The organism is Massilia sp. YIM B02443, assembly GCF_030411955.1.
Classification (GTDB): Bacteria; Pseudomonadota; Gammaproteobacteria; order Burkholderiales; family Burkholderiaceae_D; genus Telluria.
Map to the genome: position 1 here is coordinate 1 of NZ_JASNRA010000085.1, position 323 is coordinate 323.

1 protein-coding gene is annotated in these 323 nt (G+C 60.1%); it reads right to left on the reverse strand.

The genetic code is table 11. From position 1 onward, the window contains the following. A partial coding sequence (locus QPK27_RS25290) for an efflux RND transporter permease subunit (protein ID WP_290420898.1) occupies nt 1-323 on the reverse strand: 323 nt, incomplete at both ends.

Genomic DNA, 323 nt, shown 5'->3' on the forward strand with positions numbered 1-323 from the left:
ATTGGCCCCATCATGGGCGTTGCGCCCTCCGGCAGCCCTTCACGGGCCTCCTGCAGTCGCTGGTTGACCAGCTGGCGCGCGAAGTAGATGTCAGTACCATCCTGGAAAATGACTGTGACCTGCGACAGCCCGTAACGCGACAATGAGCGAGTCTGCTGCAGTCCAGGCAGGCCCGCCATCACGGTCTCGACCGGATAGGTAATGCGCTGCTCGACCTCGAGCGGCGAATAGCCTGGTGCCGAGGTGTTGATCTGAACCTGCACGTTGGTAATATCTGGCACAGCGTCGATCGGCAGACGCTGATAGTTGTAGACGCCAATTGC